Genomic DNA, 19,160 nt, shown 5'->3' with positions numbered 1-19,160 from the left:
TGAGGCAGTGGAGCTCCTGGCGACAGTGCTGAGCCACATGGCAGCAGGCCGCACAGTCTCCATCGTTCCCGAGCACGCGGAGCTGACCACACAGCAGGCCGCCGACATGCTGAACGTGTCTCGGCCGTTCCTGATCGGGTTGCTGGAGGCTGGTGAGATCGACTACCGAAAGGTCGGCACACACCGCCGCATCAAGGCACAGTCGCTGATTGAGTACCAGCGCCAGGACGATCAGAAGCGCCGGGCGGCCGCAGACGAACTCACGGCCCTGGACCAGGAGATGGGGCTGATCTGATCCCGTGGCGTTCACCGTCGTCTACGACGCCTGCGTTCTGTACCCAAGCACACTGCGCGACCTGCTGATCCGGATAGCCCAGGCCGGGCTCGTTCGGGCGAAGTGGACTGATCGGATCCTGGACGAAGTGTTCCGGAACCTCCAGGCCAACAGACCTGAGCTTGATCCAACGAAACTGGCCCGCACACGGGAGTTGATGATGCGCGCCGTCCGGGACTGCCTCGTCAAGGACTACGAACCCCTGGAGGCAGTGCTGGAACTGCCAGACGCTGACGACCGGCACGTGCTCGCTGCCGCCGTCAAGTCCCGGGCTCAACTCATCGTCACCAACAACCTCAAGGACTTTCCCCAAGAGACCCTCACAGCGTGGAACGCGAAGCAGCTAGCGCAGACGACTTCGTCCTGGCCCAGATCGACTTGGATCGTCAGCGAGTCTTCGCAGCCGTCCAGCAGATCGCCGACTCCTGGCGAAAGCCGCCTGGCGCTGCGAGTGACGTCCTTGATCGGCTTGAGCGAGACGGACTCGTAGAGTCGGCCGCCGCTCTCCGCGCCGGCTGATGGCGCGCGCCCCTGGCGTTCACGCCGAAGCACCTCCGCGATCCTCAGGAATGGCTTCCACGTGACCCCAAAAGCAAAACCCCCAGGTCACGGCGAGTGAGTCCTGGGGGTTCTACAGAGCCGCCTTCGGGATTCGAACCCGAGACCTACGCATTACGAGTCAGCACATGATCATCATGATCTTGATCCACATGGCCTGATCCTAGGCAAAGTTGCAGGTCAGAACGGATGCGGGTGCCTGCCCTCGCTGTGCCTTGCCGCATCGTTCCTGGTCCTTCCGTTCCCACAGGGTTCCCATCCGTTCCCGTACTCCGGCCCCAGGACCGTGCTGAACGGCAGCGTCGCTGGTTGGAGTGGAGGGTCGATCTGGGGAGCTTCGCACCTGCATCGGGATGAACGCGAGCTCACTTCCCCTGTGCCCGGGGCGGAGCCGGTGACCGTTTTCGCAGGTCAGCCGCATCCTCACAGACTACCCCGCCGTCACGTCCATCCGGTGATGCTGCAGGGTCCGCGCGGGACGTGCCTTCCGTGCATTCGAGGCGGTGGACTGCGGCGACCTCCTCGGCAAGACGCTGCTTGGCGCGTTCGAGCCGTGCCTTGTGCTTCTTCAGGGCCCTTCGGGTGTTGGCCAAGGTCGCTGCTTGCCGCGCCTCGAGTTCCCTGAGCCGGGCTATCTGGCGTTCGGCGTGAGCGACCTCCTCAGCTCGCAGGAGTGCCGTGGGGCGGCGGGGTGCCGTCGGGCGGCCGGAGCCGCGCTTCTTGTTCAGTTGCACGCGGGCGAAGTCGAGGAACTCGGAGCGGGGGACGTACTTAATGCGTCTGTCGCCGATGCCCGTCAGCAGCGCGATCCTCGGGAAGTCCGCATGGCGCTTCGCCCAGTTACTTACGGCGGAGCGGCTGACGCCGACGAGGTGGCCTCCGGCGGCGAGGCTGATCAGTTCGTCTTCTCGGCCCTTGAACTCGGGGCGGAGCCAGGTGATGGAGTCCACGTCGATCACGCTGCCTCGGCTGCGCCGGTGTCCAGCGGCAGGGGGTCGTTGATCGCCGCTGGCCGCACCCGCTTCTCGGGCACCACCGCGAGGTCGTAGCCGCCTCCTGGGGCCGCCCCCGGCAGGTGCCGCTTCTCGATTCCCGTGCGGATGGTGCGGATCGGTCCGCCGTTGTCGAACCAGTTGTCCGGGTAGAGGCGCGTGGCATGGGTGAGCCAGTGCCGGCCGCGCCGTTCGGGGAGGGGCGGCAAGGTCCGCCACTTCGGGTGGGTGTGGTCGTGAGCGTCCTCTACTGCTTCGTCGGTCCTTCGGCGGTCCGGGCCTTCCCAGGTACAGCCGAGGCAAGTCCCGCGGTGGAGGTAGGCCCAGGTCTCCTCGGGGTGCTGGGGAGCGGGTTGGTTCCGTCGGCGGGTAATGACGGTGGGCTGGTGGTCGCGGGTGGGCTCGGGCGGGGTGTGGAGGGTGAAGCCGGGGTGGCCATAGTCGATAGACCAGACGTCTCGGACGTCCTGGGTCTTGTCCCAGAACCGTGGAAGGTAGGCAGTGTGGTGTGCGACTGCGCCGACGGGTTTGGTGGGTGTGGTCATGCTTGGGTCTTTCAGATCGGGACGGCCCCGGTTGGTCGCTGGGGCCGCCAGTTGGCTCAGTTGACGTAGGTGCCGGCGGTGGCGTGGTCGCGAGCCAGTCGCTCGTCTCGGGTCTTGCGGGCGATGTCGAGCAGTCCTTGTGGGTCGGCTCCGCTGTTGATGGCGTCGTGAAGGGTGTCGGCCAGGTCGTACTCGGGCGCGATGGTCAGGGCCCGCTTGAGCGCGAGGCGAGCGGCGATGATGTCCTCTTGCCGCCAGGCCACCCAGGCGAACAAGGTGAGGGCCGGGACGGCTGCGTCGGCGTAGGGCGGGATGCAGCGGCGGGCGAGGAAGGCCCAGAGGCGACGCGCGTGGGGCAGGTCGTCGTCTTCGGCGAATTCGACGCCGTGGTCTCGGGCCCAGTCGTCGTGCAGGCCGTGGATGAGCCGGGCGGCTATGTCGTCGGCGAGTTCGGTCGCGCCGTTACGGAAGGCGCGCATCGCGGATTCGAGGAGCACGTGGGTTGCGTCGAGCGCGGCGTCTTGCCCTTCCGACGTTGCGCACTGGGCGTCCCAGGCCGTGCCCTCGTTGTCGAGGGCTTCCAGTTGGTGGGTGGTGTGGTCGGAGTCGGCGGGCTGGAACTCTTTGGCGATGTCGCTGGTGCGGCGGCCGGGTGAGTAGCCGAGCCGGATGAGCTGTGCGGCGGCGCTGTTGGGGTCATCGAGGGCGGGGAGCGGTTCGCCTTCGCAGCATCCGGGCAGGTCGCATTCGAATGCCCACCAGCGGCCTGCGACGAGCCCGAGCGTCTGTTGGGGGGTTCCGCGGTGTTCGGTGAGCGCACCGACGAGCCAGTCGGCTACGGGCCGCAGGAGTTCGGCGGTCTCCTCGGCGCTCTGGCCGGGGCGCGGTTCGCGGCAGAGGTAGATGATGATGTCGCAGTGGAGGCCCTGGCCCTTGCGCTGCGCGTAGTGCATGAAGTTGCAGGCGGCGGCTTCGGCGACCTGCTGCCAGTGGGCGGGGTCGTCGGGCAGGGGGCAGGTCATGCTCGGCCCGTCAACGAAGTTGGGGCCGGGGCAGTGGAAGACGATGCTGTCGTCGGGGTAGTGCCCGAGCATGAACGGCAAGATCTCGGCGAGGTTGGCCAAGCTGCTGATGGTGAGCTTGTTGTCGGGGATGTTCACTTCTGGGTTTCCTTCTTCTTCGTGGTGGTGGCGCGGCGCTTCTTGGCCGGTGGGGTCTTCGCCTCCGCCGTCGGCTCCGGCTTCCGCTTCGGGCCGTAGGTGGCGGTGTGGACGCCCCTGGGCTTGTGGGTGAGCGCGGGGATGAGCCGTTCGCGTACGACGCTGGCGACGGCTGTAGGGAGGTCGTCGGTGTGGCGGGTGGGGACGGTGGCGTGCCAGGTGCGTCCGGGCTGCACGCGGGCGTCGTTGGCTGCCTGGGCTGCGGCCTTCTCCTCGGCGGTGCCGGCGGGGATGGGCGGCAGGTCGGGGCCTGCGGTGATCCAGGTCTGGATGATCAGGTCGCCGGGTTGCACGCGCAGGCCGATGCGGTGGCCTTCGGGGTGGGTGTAGAGCGTGGTGCGGTCGGGGGTGTCGGTGTCCTCCTTGGTCCAGGGCGCTTCCAGATGTGGGGCGAGTTGGTCGAGTGGGTGCGCGGTACGCGTCTCGTCGGGAGCGGCGAACGATGGCCTGCGGGTGCGTGATGCGGGTGTGGCGCGGGGGCGTGCGAGGTCGTGCTCTTCGGTCATGCGGAGGCTTTCTCCTTGGAGGCCGTCAGCTCGTCGATGAGTCGGAAGGCGCGGCGGGAGGCGGCGATGGCGCTCGCGGTGTCCATGTAGCGGTCGCGCTGCGCGAAGGCGTCCTTGGCCTCTTCGACGGTGTTGGCGTAGTCGTCTTCCGGTGCCAGGGAGTCGGCGCAGCCGATGAGGGCGCGTGGGCCGAGGTCCCAGATGATCGTGTTGACGGCGGCGCACGCTGCGGAGAGCGAGTCGATGTCGTTGCCGTACCAGGTGTAGTCGTGCGGGTTGAGCTGGAGGTCGCGCAGGCGCTGGGCGACGGAGCGGAACATGGTCCCCGAGCCGACGGCGGGTTCACGGATGGACATGTCCGGTCCGGCGAAGTCCTTGTCCACGAGGATTCGGGCCATCAGGTCGGTGACGCACGCCGGCGTGTGGTACTCGCCGCGCCACTTCTTGTCGCTCTTGTGGCGCAGGCCGGTCAGCAGCGGGCTGAGGACGTCGGCCTCCGCGCGTAGGTACGGGTCGTCGTGGCCGGTGAGGTCCAGCAGGCCGGTGTTGATGGCGCGGTGGGTGACCGCGTGCACGGCGCGGAGCTGCTGTTTGTCAGGGTCGGGGTTCCATGCCCAGTCGTGCAGGCGCAGAGCGCGGTTGATCAGGTCCGGGCGCTTGACCCAGTAGCCGAGGTAGATCTCCTTGAAGAACTGCGGGAGTTCGTGGGGCTGGAGGTTGAGTATCCAGTCGGCCAGGCCGGGGACGTTGCGCAGGAGCGCGAGCGCGGCGACGGTGCCGAGGGGTATGTCGATGCTGCTGCCGCCGAAGTTCTGGTACCAGGCGTCGATGACGTTCTCGGCGATCTTTCGGGCGTGCTCGTGGGGGTCGCTGGGTGCGAGGTACTTCCGTGCGGCGACCTTGGGTGCGGTTCGTACGGCGGCCTTCGACTTGGGCGGGCTCTTTTTGGCCCAGGCCGGGACCGGCCGCGCGGCGGGGGTGGCCGCTCGGGGGACGAACAGTTCGTCGTCGGACATGGGTCTCCTGTCTGCGCGCATGGGGCCGCCCCGGTGCGCGGCGCGCGGCCGGGGCGGCGGTGTTGCTGTCGGTTGTGGGGTCAGAGGGTGCGGCGGGGGGCTGTGGCGGGGGCCAGAGCGCGGGCCATCACGTCGTCGGCCAGCTCGTCTTGGCCTGCGCGGTGCAGGCCGAAGGTCAGGTACATGAGGGCGAGCTCGTCGACGTCCATGTCCGCGGTGACCTGCTCGAAGCTGAGGTGGCGTACGGCCAGGGGCCGGAAGGCGTAGCCGCGCCGCAGGGCATGTTCCACGTCGCGCAGGACGTCGTTGGACTGCTCCTTGGTGAGGCCGAGGAGGGTGGACCAGGCGGTGAGCATGTCGTCGTCTACCGGGAACTTCACGGTGCTGGTGGCCTTTCTCGTTCGGCCCATCCCGGCCCGCTGGTCGGCGGGCCGGGAGCGGGCGCGGTCAGGAGGGGAAGGGGTTGTTCCGGTAGTCGGGGTGGCAGACGGCCCACAGGTGGTCGTCGGTGAGGGGTTCGGTGATGACGCCCCATCCGGCCCAGCGCATGACGGCGAGGTAGCCCAGTCGCCCGCCGGCGAAGCCGGTGCGGGCCTCGGCGTCTGGGTCGGGCGCGATGAAGAGCCAGCCGGGCAGGTCGTCGCAGCCGGGCATGACCTGGAAGCCGGGGCGGAGTTCGTGGGTGCCGTCCGTGTGGATGGGCGGCAGGTCGGCGGCTTGAAGGATGTGGATGGCCTGCCGCACGTAGGCGTGGTCGCGGTACTCGGGCAGCGTGCCGACGCCCTTGCGGATGACCGGGCGGTGGGGAGCGATGCCCGAGCTGGCCTTGTAGACGCTCATCAGGATCTGGGCGTCCTCGATGCGCTTGGCATGGCGCATAGCGAGGTTGGCGACGATGGCGACGGCGTGGCGGTCGCTGCCGATGAGGCGTCGGAACTGGTCTGCGGTCATGTCCCGGAAGTGGGTGGTCTGTATGGCGGCGAAGGTGCGTGAGGCGAGGCGGAGGGCGTGAGCGACGTGGTCGGGCTCTACGCCGATTTGTTCGGAGAGGGTTTGAATTCCTCGGCTGTGGGTCATGGGGTGTTCTCGTTCCAAGAGGACGCTTGCGCGTATGGGTGCGCCCCCGGCGATGGGCCGGGGGCGCGGGGTGTGACCTGGTGCTTGCTGGTGCTTAGCGGCGGCGTCCGCCGCATCCGGCGTGGCCGCAGCCGCCGCAGAAGCCGCCGCTGTTGCACTCGCAGGGGCAGCCGTTCATTTCCTCCTCCGTTCCGTCCGGTATTTCCGAACTTGTTACTTATATCTTAATCCCAAATACCGCGAATGCAAGAATTACCTCTTTTGAATTCGAATTGATTCCGGGAATTCAATTCCCTAATTCGCGGCGACGGGGATCAGCTCCGGCCACCGCACGGCCTCCAGCGCCCGCCGGTGGGTGTCCGGCACCGGCACGGTCGGGTAGCCGAGCCAGTCGAGGCCCATCTGCGCGAGAACCGTGGCGTCCGCCTGGTCGTACCGGCCGGGCCCCTCGCACTCGACGCCATACCGCTCGACAGCCACGCTGCGCACCATCCCCTTGGCGACCCGCGACCGCTCCTTGCGCGGGTAGTCCTGGGCCGGGTTCGCGCGGCCGGTGGCGTAGATCGTGCGGTGATGGGGGTTGGCCACGGCGTACGGGATGCGGTGGCGCCACAGGTACTGGGTCACCAGCCACCACAGTCCGGCCAGTTCGTGGTGCCCGGCCTGCGCGCCCTGGGCGTAGGCCGCGCCTTCGACCACCACCAGGTCGGCGCCGTCCACGCCGTCAGCGATATGCCCGCACAGCCAGTCCATCCGCTCATGGCTACGCCGCCTGCCGGGGCGAGCCGCCAACGCCCAGTCCGTGCCCGCGATGCCCGTGGAGGTCAGGGAGAGGTCCAGGCCGATGACGCGCGGCTGCCACTCCCCCGCGCTCTGGACGCTGGGCAGGGTCACGGGCGCGCTCTGGAGCAGGGCCGTCATGCCGCCGTCCCGGCCCGCCGGATGACCTCGGCCATCGGCAGCTCGCGGCGGAAAGGCTCGCCCAACTCCTCTTCCAGGTCCGCGTACTCCTGGGCCAGTTCGGGGCGCAGGCGCGCGGCGCAGGTCAGATCCGGAATCGATGCCAGGACGCACAGGCTGCATGAGAGACGGGACATGCCCTGGTCGTACGCCCAGTGGTAGGGGACGCCGCTTTCGCGGATGCGCTGCCAGACCTCGGCGGTGCTCCAGCGCAGCACCGGGTACCAGAGGGTGACGGTGCGGCGTCCGCTGCTCGCGCGCCGGTCGAGCTCCACGGCGGGTTTGCCCGCGCGGGCCCGCGACTCCTCGGCCCTCAGGCCAAGGACCAGCACGATCCGCGCCGGGCGGCCGGTGATGCCCAGCGCCTTGACCTGCTCGGTGATGAACGTCCGCGACACGTCCCGCTTCAGGCCGGTGCAGTAGCGGTTGAACAGGTTGGGGAACCGGCCGCGCGCGCGGATGCGGTGGACGAGGGAGGCCCACCGGGCCGCGCGCCGTACCTCGAAGGGCAGCCCGTAGTGCTCGTCCTGCTTCCGTGCAAGGTCGAGGGTGCCCGGCCACTCCACGGTGTGCCCACGGGGCGTGACGCCCAGGTCGCAGTGCAGCACCACGATGCGGTCGCGCACGCCGGCCTCGTCGGCCAGTCGTACCGCCTCGTCGAGCGCCGCCTGGCTGTCCTTGCCTCCGCTGCTGCTGAAAATGATTCTGTCGGCTGCGGCGAGGTCGGGCACGGGGTCCGGGCCGTGCGCGTCGCGGGCGGTGAGCAGTTCGAGTTGGCCGGTCACGGCTTCACCTCCGCCGTGGCGGCGAGGTGCTGGGTGATGAGCCGGTCGGCGTCGGTCATCGCGTCTGCCTTGTGGGGCGCGACCCACTCGCCGAAGCTGCCGTCGGGACCCCACAGGTACCAGCCGGTGTCGTGGTAGCCGTCCTTCGGGTTCTTCTTGCGGTGGCCCAGTTCCCACCAGCCTTCGCGCCAGCGCCACAGCCGTTTGCTGCCGCCGTCGGGTACCCAGCCCGCGCGTTCGGCCAGTGCCTGGAAGCGGGCCAGGTCCGTGCGCAGCATCGCGATGACGCGGGCGGCCTCAGGGGCGGACGGCACGCTGGGGTGGTCATCCGCGCTCTGCCGGGTCTCCTGGGGTTGTTGAGGCGCGGCGGGCGCTGCTGTGGGGCGGGAGCGTTCGGCTGCCAGATCCCTTCGCGCTTGGTCACGTTGACGGGCGACGCGGCGCAGGACGGTGGCCGCGCCGGGTGCCGCGTGCTCCTCCAGCCACGTCGCGGTGGCTGCTATCTCGGTTCCGACAGGGTCGTTCATCAGAGTTCCTTCGGGGGCAGGGCCGCCCCGGCCCGAGGCCGGGGCGGCACGCCGTCGTACGGGGTTATGGGCGGGGGGTCTTGGGGGCCTTCTGGATGCTGTTGCCGGAGGCGGGGAGCGGCTCGCGTCGGGCCACGAGGTCCTTGAACTTCGCGCCGGGGCGGAAGCGCAGGGCGCGGGTGGCGGGCACCTTCACCCGGTCGCCGGTCTGCGGGTTGCGGGCGAAGCGGGCCGGGACGTCGCGGGCCGAGATGCTGCCGAAGCCGGTGACCGAGACGGTGTCTCCGGCGACGACAGCGCGGACGATGGCGTCGAGTACGGCGTCCACGGCAGTTGCCGCCTTGGCACGGCCACCGGTCTGCGCGGCGACGGCTTCGACGAGCTGGGCCTTGTTCACTGGGGATTCCTCTCGATTCGTGTGCAGGGGCGACAGGTTGGGCTGGGTGAGGTGCGGGGGTGCCGCGGGGCGCGCCACGCGGCCGGGAGGGCGCTCAGGCCAACACCCGGGTCGTCTTCGGGGTCTGTGGCGGCCCGGTGGCCGGGCGGCGACACCCACAGCAACTCGCTCTGTTTCATCAATGTCTCCTATCTTGAGGGGAGGTGATCACACCGCCATGGGCATCAGGCGCCCCGACCTTGAGCACGGCGGCCAGCGGCAGCACCACGCCGGATCGATCCGCGCTGACGACCACGGGCTCTTCGCCGGGGGCAGGCCGCGCCACCACCCGCCACACCGCCCCCAGGCCGCCCATATAGAGGCCCCCGACTTCGTAGGGCACCCCTTCGTACAGGAAGTGCCGCGAGCGGACCGATGTAGTCCACGCGTCCAGGGCGTTCACGCTGCGGTGGCCGGGGCGCGGCATCTGCAATCCGATGAAGTCCGGTCCCGCCGTGACGACGAGCGCAGCCCGCCGGGCGGCGTGCCGCACCTCGACCTCCTCGCCGGCGTGCTCCCACAGCGCGAGGTCTGCGGCGCTGAGCCGGACGGGGCCGCGCTCGTAGGACGGGGGCCCAGCCTCTGCGCGCAGCAGGGTGCGCCAGGGCAGGTCGGCCATGTACGTGGCGACCGGCACCGTCGTCTGAGCCGAACCTTCGGAGAAGCGCAGCAGCTGTCGCCCGTCCTCCAGGACGTGCTCCACCAGGACGTGGTCGGAGGACTCCAGCCAGCCGCGCAGGGCGGAGGCGTCGTCGAAGGCGAGGGGTGCGGTCCAGTGCGAACCGGCGACGGTCGTGCGGGCGACTGCGAGGGTGCGGTCTCCGCCAGCGATGGCGTGCAGCCAGCCGCGGTTGCAGTCGAGGAGCACCATGTCCAGGTGCTCCATGTCTGGCCCGGAGGGGCGGTGGGGGGCGACCTTGTCGAGGATGGCGGACAGCGCGTCCGCCTGGATCGTGAACATCATTCTCCTTGAGATGGGTTGGGATGGTCGGTGCGCTCTGCACGCTTCTTCGCGCGCCGCTGGGCCTGGGCGATCCGCCCGGCTTCCCGGCACCACGCGCAGGCCGGTTCGCCGAGCCGGTTGTGGGCGCGGGCTCCGGCCTCCGTGCCGTGGGCGATGTACGTGCCGTGTTCGGTGAGTTCGTCGGGGTCTGCGCTCTGGCAGGTCGCGTAGATCTGGCCGTTGACGAACAGACGGCCACCGCAGACTCCGTCGAACCGGGTCTGGCGCGGCAGGACGAGTTCGATGCACTCCGAACGGAAGGGGCAGCCCTGGCACATCCGCAGCAGCAGCTGGGGCAGTTCGCTCGCGAACGCGGGCCATGTCGGTCGGATCGTGAATCGCGGGTCGCCCACGCATGGCGCTTCGCTGACCCACTCGGTGCCACTCATCAGGTGCTCTCCGCTGGGCTGCGGCTACGCAGTCGGCGGCAGCGGCAGCAGGCGCACCAGGTCACTGGAGCCCCTGCCGTCCCCGTGCGCGTAGAGGCCGTAGGTCGGCACGAGATGCCGGTCCGCGAGCTCGGGCAGCGCGAAGATCTGGGCGACGAGCCGGGTGATGGCGTCGTCGCACTCGCGCGGCCAGCGTCGGCGGGTACGGGCTTCGGAGCTGTCCTCGGTGACGCCCTCGACGACCTCTAGGACGCACCCGCCCGCGCTGCGCCCGTCCACCACGAGCGCGGTCGCCTCCGGGTGGTATCCGCGCACAAGCTCCGCGATGCGCGCGGCGCGGTCGGGCGGCGGAAGCTCCAGCAGCCAGCTGTTGCCGTCGCTGGCGGAGTTCCGGCTGACGCACGCCCAGGCCGGGGAGTCATAGGGGGCCAGCGCCGACGCCAAGTCGAACTCGATGTCCTCGCCTATCTCGGCCAGCGGGTGTGCCTCGTCGCTGCCGTCCCACAGCCAGGGGCACGCGCCCAAGGGGCTGGGTTGGGCGCCGAGCACTCCGTTCAGGTCCAGCGTCCGGGTGTTGCCGTAGTAAGCGAAGGTGATGTAGACGGCCTCCGGGCAGGCGTCGCGCAGGTAGGCGGCCAGGTGATCGAGGACGGCCAGGGCGTGCACCTTCTCGATCCGCCTGTACTGAGCGTGCAGTTCCTCGCGCTGCTGCTTGACGATGGCCAGGTGATCCGCTGCTGCGGGGGTCATGGTGCTGATTCCTTACTTCTCGGTGGGGTCAGGCCAGAACGGGCTTGAGGCGTTCGCCGATCCAGCGGGCGACGTTGACGCTCACGGCGTTGCCGGCCTGCATGGTCTGGGCGGCCTTGGAGCCGACGACCTGGTACGTCTCGGGAAACCGCTGCGCCGACAGCTGCTCGCGCGGCTGCAACATGCGGAAGAAGCAGTCGTTGATGTCGGGCGCGGTGCGCACCACGGCCGCCGAGTCACGAGTGCTCAGGGTGTGCAGGGGCTGGGCCGCGGTCTTCGGCGCGCTCTTGCGGTACGGGATGACCAGGGTGTTGCGGGCCCGGTCGCGTGCCACGCCGTCGGGCACGACGAGGCCGTGGTGGCGGGCGGTGCTCAGGGTGCTGAGCGGGTTGTCCACCGGTGCCGCGTCGCAGTTGTTGCGGAACTCCACGATGAACGGGGCCGGGTCGACCGTGACCAGGGCTTCGCTCTCGCGGGTCATGCGGGTGCGCATGGGTGCGCCGACCGAGGTGGCCGTCTCGTTCCACGATCCGCCGACCGGCACCAGCAGGGCTTCGCCCAGCTTCGCCGTGCGGGTCGGCAGCGGCCTTTCGTGCGGGTCGAACGCCCGGTCGGTGCCGTCCTTGCCGTGGGTAAGAGTGATGACGCTGGGCGCGTACGGGAACTTCTCCAGCCCGGACGCGATCCGCTTCATCGTGTTCGGCACCAGCGGCCGGGCACGGTCTCCGATGCGCTGGCCGATGTCGTCCCACATGATCACGTCGGCGGCGGGGCGCACGTACGGCTCCACCAGCGCGTGCCCGCAGCGGTTGTTGGGGCACCGGTAGTCGTACTGCTGCTGGTACTTGCCGACACGGACCTTGTCGTTGCGCCAGCTTTGCCGGGCACGGACGTCCCGGCCGCACTCGACGCAGTACGCGAGCGGGCGCGGGCTGAGGTCCGGCCGCCGTACGCCGCTCAGGGTGAAAACCACATAAATTCTGTCGCGCCACTGCGGCGCGTACGGGTTGGTCTCGGAGCCGATGTGCGCGGAGGAGACCGAGACGATCTGGACGCGGTACCCGAGCTTGCGCATGGCCCTGATCCACTCCGGGAACAGAATCCAGTCCGTGATGAACTCGGTGACGTTCTCCACCACGATGGCCGGGTACCGCTTGGCCTCAGCGGCGCGGAGCACGCACCAGGCGGTCGCGCGGGTCTGCTCGAACGCTTCCTGGGGCAGCTCCCGCCACTGCTCCTCCTCCTCGAACAGGGCGTCCTGGGTGGGGTCGGACTGGCGCTTGCGCCCGCCGGCGGGGCTGATCTCGGTGCAGATGACGCTGGCCCACAGGATCAGCGCCTGGGGCAGCCAGCGCATGGGGTAGTTGCGGACATCGGCGCAGCGCGCCTTGGCGCCGGGGTGGTTGAGCTCGAAGGTGTCGATGGCGGTCTGCCAGTGGTTGATGCCGAGGATCGGCTCGTATCCGGCTTCGGCCAGGCCGGTGGCGTCTCCGCCTGCTCCGCAGAGCAGGGATATGGCGCGGGGCACAGGGGTTGGTCTCCAAGAGGGAAGGGGCTGCCCGGCCCGGTTCAGGCCGGGCAGCCGTGGGGTCAGGACTCGTCGAAGGCGCCCAAGGCGCGGTGTTGGCGGGCGTCTTCGACGCCGAGGGCGATGAACGCCGCAAGAGCAAGGAGGCCGAACGCGTCGAGGACCAGGAGGACGGTCACTGGCGCTCGCCTCGCTGTGCGCGGGCCGCTAAGGGGCCGGAGGCGGGGTCAGTCATGGTGCGGTGTGAGCCGCAGGAGCGTGACGTGGCGGTCGCGTTCGTAGATCGCCAGCGGCTCGTGCTCTTTGTCCTGCTCCGCTGCCATCGCCAGCCGCCAGCCGTCGTGCTGGAGGTGGTGGGACCAGTCGAAGAAGCGGGCCATGGCTCCGCCCGGCGCTTCGAGGGGGCCGCTCTGGTGGTGGGTGGCGCCGTGGGGGGTGACGGTGGAGGCCGAGACCCACAGGCGGTCCGGGCTTGCGCAGGCGTCCAAGGCGTCGATGCGGGCGAACATCGGCGTGAGGCTGGTCCCGTGGTGGCTTTGCGGGCCGTCGGGGGTGGAGTCGTACAGGGCGGTGTGCACGTCAGGGTGGTCGATGCCCTGGCGCACCACTGTCCAGCCGTCCACCTCGCTGGGGTCGACGGGCAGCGAATGCGTGGAGGCGATGATCAGCTCGGTGCCGTCGCCGAGGTCGGCCCGGACGTGGTACTCGCCCCCGCACAGCTCGACGTCGGTCGTCCAGCCGTTGCGGCGCAGCGGGGTGATGACGTGGCGGTAGCCGTAGAACAGCTTCTGCCACAGCGGGTCGGTGAGGTTGTTGTGGTCGGGCAGTGCCGCGATGGTCATGTCGTTCTCCAAGAGGGGCGTTGCCGTTGGACACCCACATGAGGCGTCCACCGACTGGAAAATGTCTCCTATCTCAGGAGACGGATTTAGCCGTTGTTGGCCAGCTCGTGCGTCGAGTGGACTTCCACCGTCCACATCCGGCCGCCACGGGTGACTGCGATGCCGACGGGGCGGCCCTCATGCCGGGCGAGGAACGTCGCGCCCCGCTCTTGCAGGCCGAGGGCCACGGCCAGGTCGCGCACCTCGTGTGCGGCGCAGTCGATGGAGCAGAACAGCCCCTCGCCGAGGATGGGATCGGCGTTCGGGCCGTGGACGACTGCGGCCACAACGACGTAGGCGACGGGGTCGAGGGTCAGGGTGTTCATGGGCTCTCCCAAGAGGTTGAGTCCGGTGAGTTCCGAACTAGATACTTATATCTTAATCCCGTACGCCAGGGCGTCAATGTTGGTGATCACCGAAATCACCTACTTGCAACGGGTGTTGGGCCCGCGCTCACGCCCCATGCGGGCCAACTCCCGCACCCGCTTGCGCGCCATCTCCTCGGCCTGCGGGTCCGACGCGGCAACTCGCCGCGCCCGCTCGGCGAAGAACTCCCGCAGCCACTGCTGCTGCGAGGCGTGCTCGCCCTGGATCGCGTCACGCCGCGCCTGCTCACGACCGGCACGCGGGTTGGTGCCGCACCCCCGGCAGTTGCCCACCGGCTCCGGGTGCTTCGGGCAGCCGCCCGGCTGCTGTTCGTGCCTGGCCGCGGCGGGCTCCCCCGCAGCGTCCGCTGTGGGGGTAGGGGGGATAGGAAGGAAAGAGGAAGGAGAAGGAAGAGAAGGGGTTCCCCTGGGGGAACCCTCTTGGTTCCCCTGGGGGAACCCACTGGGTTCCCGTGGGGGAACCCTCCCCTCCCCGTCTCCAGGGTTCCCCTGGGGGAACCCTCCCTCGGCAGCGCCCTGCGCCGCGTCGCGTGCTTCCTCCCGCGCGGCCACATCATCTTGGGTGCGAGCCGCCGCAGACGGCCGCCTGCGATGCTCGACCTGACGTGCCAGCCGGGGGTTCTTCGGGGCACGCTGCGCCACGCGGCGCCGCTCGATCAGCTCCTCCGTACTGGGGATCGGAGGAACACCGTCGGGAAACACCCGGTACTCGGCACGGCGGCCGACACGCCCGACCTCCACCCGCTCGACCAGGCCGAGCCCGACCAGCTCGGTCACGACCGCGATGACCTGCTTCTCCCCCACGCCGGCCCAGGCCATCATCCGCTCCAGCCCCGGCCGCGCCAGACGCGTCTGATCGTCCGCAGAGTCCGCAATCTTCATCAGCACGAACTTCTGCGTCTGGTTGATCACCTCCTTGGGCAGATAGGCCGCCACCACCATCAACTGGATGCTCACCGGCACCTCTCCATGTCACGTGCGTTCGGGGGCGCACTGGGGTAGGGGCAGGGCCAACAACCGCCCTGCCCCTACCGGTTCGCGGCCTCAGGGCTTCTTGCGCAGGCTGACGTTGATGCTCACCGACGTGCGCCTGTCGTGGTCGAGCCGTACGGGCACGGGTATGCCCGCAGCCTTGAGCTGCGCCCTCATCGCTGAGGCGTCCGGCGCCATCGGCACCTCAAGACCGGCCCGCCGGTACAGCACGGCCATGGCGTCCACGTCATCGACCTTGATGGGGTTCCCGCCGCTCCACGTCAGCACGTTGTCGCCATAGACGCCCGCATCGGAGCCATCCAGCTTGGCCCGCAAGAACTTCAACCGCTCCTTGAGCGGCTTCATCTCCGCAGTGACCTCGACGTACTCCTCCAGCGCGGCTGCACGGTCGGCGTCGTCGTGGATGAGGATGCTCTGCGGACGGCGCCCGGCAGCGACGCTGCCCCAGCAGGCCGTCTTGAACGGGCAGTGATCGCAAATGGCAGACAGGCCCGGCCCCTCGAAGGTGCGCGGCAGCTCCTCCGGCGTCGCAGCTGCCCTCACCTGCTGGACCCACCACCGCGCGCCGCTGGCCCGCTCGGCGTTGAACGCCATCTCCTGGACATGGTCGTCGCCGTTGTCGCGGTTGATGAACCGGAACCGGATACGCCCCACGTCGACCGGCCCGAGGCGGGCGAGCTGCCGCTGCCCCTCGACGTCGGCGAACCCCTCACTGCGCAGCAGGTCCGCGTACAGCAGGACCTGGCGGATCTCGGCGTCGCTGGCCCCGTAGCGCAGGACGCTGTCCCACTGATACGTGCTCTTGGTCTTCACGTCCTCGACGGTCGTCTCCTGGGCCGGGAGGCTGGGGCGCAGCCGCCTCGGCAGGCGCGCGGCGGTGTCGCCGTCGAACTGGACGGCGTCGATGTGTCCCCGGATCGTCTCGTCCTCGACACGGCGCTCGATGATCCACCCGAACTCCTCGCGAGCAGCGGCCAGGATTCCGGCGTGCAGCCAGGTGCCCAGGATCGCCTTGCGCTTCTCGCCGCCGTCGGTGGGGGTGCGCCCGTGCAGGAGGTATCCGGCGCGGCGGGCACAGACGGTGTCGCTGGCTCCGATCTTGGTTTGCAGGGAGCGGGGGCGGCGCGCGTCGGCCTTGTGGGCCGCAGGCCACAGGCTGACGGGACGCTCGGCCATGATGGTCATTCAGGTCTCCAAGAAGAAGGGGCCGCCCGCCGCGAAGCGGGCGGCACCCGTCCGGATCGGGAAGGGGTCAGGAGGCGGCGCTGTCCTTGTCCGGCGCGGTCCGCTTCCGGGGAGCAGCACGCTTGCGCGCGGCTGGGGGCTCCTCGGCCTGGTCGGGCTCGGGCTGCTGGCGCGGTGTGGTGCGCTTCTTCGGCGCTGGCTTTCGCTCCGCCCGCTGCTTCTTGTCGGCCGGGTCCTCGGCGAGCTCGTCGGCGGCGGCGCCGTCCTTGTCGTCCCGGTCGGCGTCTTCCAGCCCGGCGGCGGCACGAAGGCGCTGGGCGGCGTCCTCGGCGACGCCGGCCACGGCCTCGGCGTCGACGTGCTCCATCTCCTCGTCCGCGTACACCCCGGACAGGTCCTGCGGTGCGGCCATCCGCAGCGCACCGGCCTCGGCGCACTTGCGCAGCATGTGGGCGGGCATCTGCTGCCACATCTTCGCCACCACGTACGCGCTCTGCTTGCGGTCGTAGTACGTGGGGGCGAACTCGTCCCACTTGGCGATGAACGGGAAGCGCGCCTGCCCGCGCAGGACGGTGACCTTCACGGCGGTCGGATACGCCTTCGAGAGCCACACCTCGTGGGCTTTGCCCTCGGAGTCGTAGTAGACGGTGTCCTCGTAGGAGATGGCCTCTCCAGCCTTCGCCGCCGCCCGGTGTGCCACGGCGCGGAAACCGTCGATGCCGGTCTGGATCGTCCAGGTCTTCTCCGGCTCGTCGGGGTCCTTCTCCGCCTTCCAGTTCGTGCGCCCGATCATGTAGATCTGCCGGGCGAACGGGTCGAGCCCGGTACGGACGCAGTAGTGGAAGAACATCGCCAGGTGACCGCGGGGAGCAGCGGACAGTCCAGGGCTGAGCAGCGCGAGCGTGCTCAGCTGCTTGTGGTCGAACTCGTCCTGGTCCGCGCGCAGAACAATGGCGCTCGTTCCGCTGGCTGGAGCGGCCTTCGGGGCCGCCTCCACGACGGTGCCCTCGATGGCTTTGGATTCGCTGGGTTGTTGGTCGTTCACTGTTTTTTCTCCAAGAGGATCGGTTCAGTCGGTACGCAGCGCGCGCACCTCGAAGGCAGGGGTCCACTCCGGGTGCCGCTCGATGAGCAGGCGGACATACCGGGAGCGGAAGTTGTTGTTCAGGCGGAACTCGTCGTCGCCTTCGGTAGCGGTGGCGTAGCGCCAGCGCAGGACCTCGAAGAGCATCCCGATGCCGACGCGCCGGGCGCCGCGGGCGAGGTAGTCGGCGGTCAGGCTCTCCAGGGCCCGAAGGACCCAGGGGTTGAGCTGGTGGAACGCCTCGAACTGCGCCTGGATCGTCGCCTCGTGACCGTCGGGCTGCCGCACGGTGTGAATCACCAGGCCAGGAATCTCGTCCTGGACGACCGCCATACCCCGCCCCCTCAATGACCGATCTAAATCGTGTCTCACATCTTGAGGGACGAAGGGCAGATGATCAACCCCGCTATCGAGAGGCGCGACTTCACGCCTGCGGCATCAGGCCGACGCTGCGGCCCCGGCGCTCTCGGCGGCTTCTTCCGCGCACCGCTCGGCTTCTTCGCTCGCGGTGACGACGTCCCGCATCACGCGGACCGCGAGGTTGGAGTCCGGATTCTCGGCGACGTAGGCCATCAGCGCCACCTCGGTCAGGAGCAGTTCCTTCGCCTTCATCACGGCGACGGCATCGCCGCCGGGGGTGTGCATGATCTGCACGCGTTGCCTCCTTGTATGAGTGGGGATCGGCACCCCCGAAGGGGTATGCGTATATCTTATTCCCCTACAGGCTCTACGTACAGTGTTTGCGCAGGTCAGGGGCCCTTCCGGGCGTGGCGGCCACGGGTCAGGATGACGGAGCCGGGACCGTCGTAGGTGCCCGTGCGCAGGGCTTCGGCCACCGTCTCGTCGGGCTCCCACGGCAGGCTGCGGGCGCTCTCGCGGAGCGCGGGCACGGCCTTGATCACCGTGTCCAGGAGCCACAGCCGCGATCCGGACAGCAGCCAGTCGGCCTCCGGGAAGCGCCCGGTGGCGATCGCCGTCGCGAGGTTGCCCTGTGACGGCAGGTGGAACAGCTCGATGATCTCCTGCTGGCCGACGATCGGGGGCAGCTGGTCGCGGGAGTCGGCCTCCCAGCCCTCGCCCTGCTCTGCGATGAGCCGTTCCTTGACCCGCATGTGGATCTGCTTGAACCGGGGGGTGGTGTTCCCGTAGCGGCAGGCGAAGCCCATGGGCCAGTAGCGGACACCGGAGACGACGATGGCGGTCGCGGGGTCCAGGGTGGCCAGGCTCGGGCTCAGCCACTTCGCCACCCTCTTCGCCTCCACCCCGTAGAGGGCAGCGAACTCCTGGTGCCCGACCAGCCATGGCTTGCTCGCAGTCATCGCCCTGTCCTTCGCTCTCTCGCCTTCGCGTGCCGACGGAAGGGTAGCCGCGCACCGCACGGCGCCGCTCAGGGCCCTGCTATCGTGGGCAGTGGTCTTTTTCCAAGAGGACCTGAACGGCCCCTGCTCCGGCGGGGGCTGTTCTGTTTCGTCTGCTGGGTACCGGTCGTGCACGCGCTACGCGGGGGCCGCGGTCTCCTCGTCGTTCTGCGTGCGCGCGACGAGCTGGGGACGTGCAGTACTGCGGTGCCGGCGTGCCTGGCGGGTGAAGCTGAGGGCGTGGACGCTCTTGCCCGTGATCTGCCGGAACCGTGCCGCGACCTCTTCCTTGCGCAGACGGCGCGAATCGACGGCGAACACCGGGCCGCTCGGCCGCGAGCCGATCAGCTCGGCCAGCACCGCGGCGGTGGCGTCAGTGATCCCCGACTCGTACGTGCCGCCCTCCTTGGTGTCATGGAGGACGACGAGGCGATCAGCAAGTTCGACGTCCGGCACGTCCAGGGCGACCGCTTCGTCCAGCCGTATGTCGGATTCCGACAGAAGTTGCCACACGGCGCGGAGGGCCGGCGGGACCGACAGTTCCGCGAGTGCGGTGTCCACTTCCAAGTCGGTGACGATCAGGTGCTCTGTATCCATGAAGACCCCCAGGCCGCAGGAAGACACGTATGTGCCGCCAACGCTACTGG

The 19,160-nt window shown here is 69.3% G+C and carries 25 protein-coding genes and 1 pseudogene; 2 read left to right on the top strand and 24 right to left on the bottom strand.

The window, feature by feature from the left end:
* Nucleotides 1–7: 7 nt before the first annotated feature.
* Together Q5762_RS14740 and Q5762_RS14735 are read left to right on the top strand one after the other, a co-directional pair.
* Complete coding sequence (locus Q5762_RS14740; RefSeq protein ID WP_315892525.1) at nt 8–295, top strand: helix-turn-helix domain-containing protein; 288 nt, start codon at nt 8–10, stop codon at nt 293–295.
* Nucleotides 296–299: 4 nt separating this feature from the next.
* The gene (locus tag Q5762_RS14735; RefSeq protein ID WP_315892524.1) at nt 300–824 is read left to right on the top strand and encodes a PIN domain-containing protein; all 525 of its coding nucleotides are present in this window, start codon (nt 300–302) and stop codon (nt 822–824) included.
* 433 nt (nt 825–1,257) lie between these two features.
* On the opposite strand, the gene Q5762_RS14730 is transcribed toward Q5762_RS14735, so the two are convergent.
* From Q5762_RS14730 to Q5762_RS14615, 24 genes and pseudogenes are all read right to left on the bottom strand, one after another.
* The gene (locus Q5762_RS14730; protein WP_315892523.1) at nt 1,258–1,842 is read right to left on the bottom strand and encodes a hypothetical protein; all 585 of its coding nucleotides are present in this window, start codon (nt 1,840–1,842) and stop codon (nt 1,258–1,260) included.
* Nucleotides 1,843–1,847: 5 nt separating this feature from the next.
* Nucleotides 1,848–2,429: a DUF6349 family protein gene (locus Q5762_RS14725; protein ID WP_315892522.1), complete on the bottom strand. Its 582-nt coding sequence runs from the start codon at nt 2,427–2,429 to the stop codon at nt 1,848–1,850.
* Between the two features lie 56 nt (nt 2,430–2,485).
* Nucleotides 2,486–3,589 carry a DUF4192 domain-containing protein gene (locus Q5762_RS14720; protein ID WP_315892521.1) on the bottom strand — a complete coding sequence of 368 codons (1,104 nt, stop codon included), beginning with the start codon at nt 3,587–3,589 and terminating at the stop codon, nt 2,486–2,488.
* Nucleotides 3,586–4,155 (bottom strand): hypothetical protein, encoded by a 570-nt coding sequence (locus Q5762_RS14715; RefSeq protein ID WP_315892520.1) that lies wholly within the window; start codon nt 4,153–4,155, stop codon nt 3,586–3,588. Before Q5762_RS14715 ends, Q5762_RS14720 begins: the two co-directional genes overlap by 4 nt.
* Nucleotides 4,152–5,171, bottom strand: coding sequence for an N-6 DNA methylase (locus tag Q5762_RS14710; RefSeq protein ID WP_315892519.1), 1,020 nt, complete (start codon nt 5,169–5,171; stop codon nt 4,152–4,154). The genes Q5762_RS14715 and Q5762_RS14710 overlap by 4 nt, the downstream gene beginning before the upstream one ends.
* Before the next feature lie 80 nt (nt 5,172–5,251).
* A complete protein-coding gene (locus Q5762_RS14705) occupies nt 5,252–5,551 on the bottom strand; it encodes a hypothetical protein (RefSeq protein WP_315892518.1) in 300 nt (99 codons plus the stop codon).
* Nucleotides 5,552–5,618: 67 nt separating this feature from the next.
* Nucleotides 5,619–6,248, bottom strand: a complete 630-nt coding sequence (locus tag Q5762_RS14700; protein ID WP_315892517.1) for a hypothetical protein — start codon at nt 6,246–6,248, stop codon at nt 5,619–5,621.
* 294 nt (nt 6,249–6,542) lie between these two features.
* Nucleotides 6,543–7,169, bottom strand: coding sequence for a hypothetical protein (locus tag Q5762_RS14695; protein ID WP_315892516.1), 627 nt, complete (start codon nt 7,167–7,169; stop codon nt 6,543–6,545).
* On the bottom strand, nt 7,166–7,993 hold the full coding sequence (locus tag Q5762_RS14690; RefSeq protein WP_315892515.1) for a phosphoadenosine phosphosulfate reductase family protein: 828 nt from the start codon (nt 7,991–7,993) through the stop codon (nt 7,166–7,168). The genes Q5762_RS14695 and Q5762_RS14690 overlap by 4 nt, the downstream gene beginning before the upstream one ends.
* Nucleotides 7,990–8,520 (bottom strand): hypothetical protein, encoded by a 531-nt coding sequence (locus Q5762_RS14685; RefSeq protein ID WP_315892514.1) that lies wholly within the window; start codon nt 8,518–8,520, stop codon nt 7,990–7,992. Before Q5762_RS14685 ends, Q5762_RS14690 begins: the two co-directional genes overlap by 4 nt.
* Nucleotides 8,521–8,599: 79 nt before the next feature.
* Nucleotides 8,600–8,917: pseudogene (locus tag Q5762_RS14680) on the bottom strand (HU family DNA-binding protein); the annotation flags it as partial.
* Between the two features lie 178 nt (nt 8,918–9,095).
* On the bottom strand, nt 9,096–9,920 hold the full coding sequence (locus Q5762_RS14675; protein WP_315892513.1) for a hypothetical protein: 825 nt from the start codon (nt 9,918–9,920) through the stop codon (nt 9,096–9,098).
* Nucleotides 9,917–10,348: a hypothetical protein gene (locus Q5762_RS14670; RefSeq protein ID WP_315892512.1), complete on the bottom strand. Its 432-nt coding sequence runs from the start codon at nt 10,346–10,348 to the stop codon at nt 9,917–9,919. The genes Q5762_RS14675 and Q5762_RS14670 overlap by 4 nt, the downstream gene beginning before the upstream one ends.
* 24 nt (nt 10,349–10,372) lie before the next feature.
* On the bottom strand, nt 10,373–11,098 hold the full coding sequence (locus Q5762_RS14665) for a hypothetical protein (protein WP_315892511.1): 726 nt from the start codon (nt 11,096–11,098) through the stop codon (nt 10,373–10,375).
* Between the two features lie 28 nt (nt 11,099–11,126).
* Nucleotides 11,127–12,626 (bottom strand): DNA cytosine methyltransferase, encoded by a 1,500-nt coding sequence (locus Q5762_RS14660; RefSeq protein ID WP_315892510.1) that lies wholly within the window; start codon nt 12,624–12,626, stop codon nt 11,127–11,129.
* Between the two features lie 227 nt (nt 12,627–12,853).
* On the bottom strand, nt 12,854–13,468 hold the full coding sequence (locus tag Q5762_RS14655; RefSeq protein ID WP_315892509.1) for a hypothetical protein: 615 nt from the start codon (nt 13,466–13,468) through the stop codon (nt 12,854–12,856).
* Nucleotides 13,469–13,554: 86 nt separating this feature from the next.
* A complete protein-coding gene (locus tag Q5762_RS14650) occupies nt 13,555–13,833 on the bottom strand; it encodes a hypothetical protein (protein ID WP_315892508.1) in 279 nt (92 codons plus the stop codon).
* Between the two features lie 99 nt (nt 13,834–13,932).
* On the bottom strand, nt 13,933–14,850 hold the full coding sequence (locus Q5762_RS14645) for a helix-turn-helix domain-containing protein (protein ID WP_315892507.1): 918 nt from the start codon (nt 14,848–14,850) through the stop codon (nt 13,933–13,935).
* An 87-nt stretch (nt 14,851–14,937) separates the two neighbouring features.
* Nucleotides 14,938–16,071: a PD-(D/E)XK nuclease family protein gene (locus tag Q5762_RS14640; RefSeq protein ID WP_315892506.1), complete on the bottom strand. Its 1,134-nt coding sequence runs from the start codon at nt 16,069–16,071 to the stop codon at nt 14,938–14,940.
* Between the two features lie 67 nt (nt 16,072–16,138).
* Entirely contained in the window at nt 16,139–17,116 is a 978-nt protein-coding gene (bet, locus tag Q5762_RS14635; protein WP_315892505.1) for a phage recombination protein Bet, read from the bottom strand.
* Between the two features lie 24 nt (nt 17,117–17,140).
* Nucleotides 17,141–17,488, bottom strand: a complete 348-nt coding sequence (locus Q5762_RS14630; protein ID WP_315892504.1) for a hypothetical protein — start codon at nt 17,486–17,488, stop codon at nt 17,141–17,143.
* Nucleotides 17,489–17,593: 105 nt separating this feature from the next.
* Nucleotides 17,594–17,809, bottom strand: coding sequence for a hypothetical protein (locus tag Q5762_RS14625; protein WP_315892503.1), 216 nt, complete (start codon nt 17,807–17,809; stop codon nt 17,594–17,596).
* Between the two features lie 95 nt (nt 17,810–17,904).
* Nucleotides 17,905–18,474 carry a hypothetical protein gene (locus tag Q5762_RS14620; protein ID WP_315892502.1) on the bottom strand — a complete coding sequence of 190 codons (570 nt, stop codon included), beginning with the start codon at nt 18,472–18,474 and terminating at the stop codon, nt 17,905–17,907.
* 177 nt (nt 18,475–18,651) lie between these two features.
* Nucleotides 18,652–19,110, bottom strand: coding sequence for a hypothetical protein (locus Q5762_RS14615; protein WP_315892501.1), 459 nt, complete (start codon nt 19,108–19,110; stop codon nt 18,652–18,654).
* Nucleotides 19,111–19,160 lie beyond the last annotated feature (50 nt).

It is taken from the genome of Streptomyces sp. P9(2023) (genome assembly GCF_032436795.1).
Classification (GTDB): domain Bacteria; phylum Actinomycetota; class Actinomycetes; order Streptomycetales; family Streptomycetaceae; genus Streptomyces.
This window is presented reverse-complemented; position numbering and strand designations above follow the sequence as displayed.